Below are 3,846 nucleotides of genomic sequence, written 5' to 3'. Positions count from 1 at the left end.
GTTTATTTTAAGAAGATTTCTTACGTCCCTTTCTGCATCGGTAAAAACTTTTCCCCCAAACGAAAACACGATCAGTAAATACCCTTCGGATTTCAATACCCGGACGGCCTCTGCCAGATACACCGGCGCATTTGACGTAACGACCAGATCGTAAGTTTCTTTTTCGATGGCCAGCGCAACTGCATTGCCCTGTTCAAAGCAGATTCGCAACACATCGCTCTCTTTGACTTTGCTTTTCGCCGCTTCGATCATACCGGGACTTTGGTCCACACCTGTGACGAAGGCGTTGGGGAAATGCTTTGCGGCTTCAAACGCTGCAAGACCCGTCCCTGTGCACAAGTCCAAAATCTGCAGCGGCTGGCGCTCAAGAAGATCCAGTCCTGCTGCGAGAAGAAGCAAATCAGCCTCTCTTCCGTTGCGGATCTTAGCGTCGTAGGTCCTGCTGATTTTCTCGGGAAAAACTTGCATCACCTTGAGAAACAGTCTGGATTTCATCACATTGGGATGATGCAGTACCCACCGTATCAGCGGACCCATGGTATAGTTCTTCCACTTAAACAGACTCCCCATCGAAAAGTCCTTTCCTATTTTTTCAACGCGCGGAAAACCGTTCTGTTTGCAACAGCCCGCTCAAATGCTTTTATATTTTTAATACTTCATTGGTATCAATTCGGTATATTCAGAGGCCGCAGCACCGCTTAAAAATAAACGAATGATCTGTTGTCCGAGAGGATCCAATAACGGTGTGTCAAATTTTTCGACTTCTCTCGTGAAAAATTCCGTGAGCATCTTTGCCCCTTCGTCATAGCCTTCGTATCCCACCTCTGCCTGGGTTTCCGGCTGCAAAAAGGCTTTTCGAATGTAGTGACCGTCTACCTTCAGCGATTCCAGCGCATATCCGAACAAAGGGCAACGCGCCGGCACTAAATGTTCCGGTTTAAATTTTGCACTTCCTCTGCGGGCAATATATTCTCTTGCGATCCACTGGGGCATAAAACCGACCTGATAAGCACCGATATGCTGATTGGGAATCAGAACATATCGGGTATTGGCAGAACGAACTACCTGTTCCAGTAATAAGTTTGCCTGCTCCACCATTTTCCCGGTGGCAAAGGGCCAGTAGGCACCGACACCTTCGCTGCTCATGCCGACAGAATCCGTAATACTCGGATTGTTATGCCCTCGCGGCGCCACTAATCGCCACAGCCAGGCAATGGCAGGCGGCAACACGTGAAACATACCCAGAATGCCGTAAGATGGGTTCTCCGCGGTACACGGGGGTGTCCTGACACCAAAACTCCGGACATCGACCTCTACCGGTTCGCTGATCACATTGGGCACCAGACGACGCGGCAGGATCACTCTGGGGTTTGGGCAAGGAGTCCCGTCGGAATCCGGCGTATGTTCCCAAACAAGGCAGGTTGCATGAGGAACCGCCTTGATGTTCAAAAAAATCAAAGGCTCCGCAGGCTGTGTGAATATTTTTTCGTAACGCGGCGTCACCCCATACCCGGTGATGTGATCCAACCTTAAAAACCAGCCATCTTCCGCATCCTTAACCACCAGTTTCCGGCTGTCATTTTGCATATCGGGATGGCAAAGCGCCATATCGTCGGTAACCGGCCGCAATTCACAGGTTTCTTTCAAGTCGATATAAGTTTTTTCACCCGTCACGATATTCTGGCCTAAAAGGATCCGCCCGTCCATTTCTTTATGTATATTCTCGATCATCTCGCTTTTTCCGCCGCCGGACGCGCCTTCGTGCATGATGACGATTTCGTTGTCGTAAGGAGTGATCACCTTAACGGTCGAAGCATGGACTGTCACCCATCCTTCGTTTTCACCGATGTTCAGCAATACGCCGTAGATCCCCTTTTTTGCGCTGGGACCCGGATACAAATTATAGGAAAACAATTCGTGCATCTCTTCCAATCTGTTGTGGATCACGATCTGCTTCCCCTGAAAATGCGTGTGACGGAAGGGAGGTGCCAGGAATACCACTGCCTTAGGACAAAAAACCCCGTTGACTTCCCGAATGTTGACAAATCCCTGCAGATCTCCCAGACCACAGGCAAAGAACGCTGCGTTGACCGGTGAGATCAACAAAGCGTCATATCCGTATTCCTGCCCACCCGCCTTGAAAGGCATCACGATCAGGTCCTGCTTTTTGAGCCACTCGAACGTAGCGTTTCGCAGAGGTTCAAAGTCTTGATTATATACATCATCGTATTTGGGCTTGTCCGTATCATTGTCGTCGGCCACCAACAGACAGTCCGGATCCCGCCGCCGCATGTAGTCATCGGGATAATTGACCACCGCGCCGTTCTTGCAATTCGTTACAGTGGCTTCTTTAACAGTGCCAAAACCTTCCACTTGATATTCAACGTCAAAAATGTCCTGAGACGGTGTCCCGAAGGAAAGCGCCAACATTTCTTCTCTGGATGCAGGACAAACGACTGATTTACTGTTTAATATAATATCCGAAACATAGTAGGGCAGCTTGCATTTGCGAATAAATTCTTTCATGACTGAGACCTCTTTTCTCTACTTACAATGACTGACTCTCCGTGAAAAGCTGATTCGGCGTACAGATATACCAGGCAGCCCGCGTATCCACATCAATCGCCTTCACATCCGAAAAACACATCCGCATCTCGGATATGCAGTGTTCCATTTCATGCGTCGTATCCTTAATAAAGCGGAAATAATCTCCCCGTTCCAACCATTCGATAACAGAAGTCAACAGAGCACGGGTTTGATTATAATCGTAAATGATCACTTTATTTCGGGTGACTCGAGCCATTTCTGCATACAAGCGCTTTCGTTCCTCCTCATGCATGCCGTGAGCCACATAGGACGCAATCGAAATGTCGAAGCTTTTATCCTCAAAGGGCAGTTTCTCAAGAGCGTTTCCGTGAATATATTTTATATTTGCACTTTTTGAATGCCTCTTTGCTATGGCCAGCATTTTTGATGCCGGATCGATCCCGGTGACTGACAAGCCTCTTTCGTCAAGGACGGCGCAGAGCGCCCCTGTCCCACACCCCACGTCGAGGATCGTATCGTAGGAGCCCAAATCCAATGCTGCGGAAGCCTTGTCTATAACGGCCCCTTTCTTCGTGTGATCCGTTTTGTCAAAATATTTCATCTTAATCCCTTTTATTTCCAGACAACACAGGCTCTTTTATTTCTTTGCGTTTGCCAACCACTCCTTATCCGGATACCTGCGCAGGATGTTTTCCATTAATAAGCCGATCAACATCAATGCCATCAACGTTAAAATAAATCGGGTTACGGCAAAAGCTGTGCCCATAAATTTAATCTCAACCATCAGTTGAGGTATTTTCAACGCAGCCCAGGATCCGAGAAAAACGACCATATTAGTAAAGCTGGCGCCTTTCCTGATTAGGGCGGCTGTCATAGGAAATGCCACATACAGCGGACCGGTAGGTAAAGTGCCAAGTGCTACAGCAATCATTGCTCCCTTTATTCCGGAACCACGGCCCAGCCAACTCTGTATTTTGCTTTTGGGGATCCATACTTCCATGAATCCCATCAAGATAAACACAGGAGGTAGGATCAAAGCCATTTCTTTGAAATAATCCCACGTGACCAAAGAAGACCGAACAGCTGTGTCGGGCATCCATACGGCCAACCCGAGAAACACGAACAAAACTAAAATCGGCGCTGTAAAATTCTTAATGGTTTTCATGATAGTAATACCCCCATGATCCCGGCAATAGCCAGTGCCGCAAGGAATCCGAGTCCGTTGCGTAAAAATGTAAACTTTTTACCGATCTCCTTTATTTCCAACGGCGCTGTTACGATTCCAACCATAACCAATGT

At 47.9% G+C, this 3,846-nt stretch carries 4 protein-coding genes; all 4 read right to left on the bottom strand.

Annotated features, from left to right (window positions below; genetic code table 11):
• On the bottom strand, positions 1–537 hold a 537-nt coding region (locus GX147_07370; GenBank protein NLN60512.1), incomplete at its 3' end, for a class I SAM-dependent methyltransferase.
• A 111-nt stretch (positions 538–648) separates the two neighbouring features.
• Positions 649–2,526 carry a DUF4914 family protein gene (locus GX147_07365; GenBank protein ID NLN60511.1) on the bottom strand — a complete coding sequence of 626 codons (1,878 nt, stop codon included), beginning with the start codon at positions 2,524–2,526 and terminating at the stop codon, positions 649–651.
• 22 nt (positions 2,527–2,548) lie between these two features.
• Entirely contained in the window at positions 2,549–3,148 is a 600-nt protein-coding gene (locus GX147_07360) for a class I SAM-dependent methyltransferase (GenBank protein ID NLN60510.1), read from the bottom strand.
• 36 nt (positions 3,149–3,184) lie between these two features.
• Complete coding sequence (locus GX147_07355; protein ID NLN60509.1) at positions 3,185–3,712, bottom strand: permease; 528 nt, start codon at positions 3,710–3,712, stop codon at positions 3,185–3,187.
• Between the last annotated feature and the right edge of the window lie 134 nt (positions 3,713–3,846).

It is taken from the genome of Deltaproteobacteria bacterium, assembly GCA_012522415.1.
Lineage (GTDB): Bacteria > Desulfobacterota > Syntrophia > Syntrophales > JAAYKM01 > JAAYKM01.
This window is presented reverse-complemented; position numbering and strand designations above follow the sequence as displayed.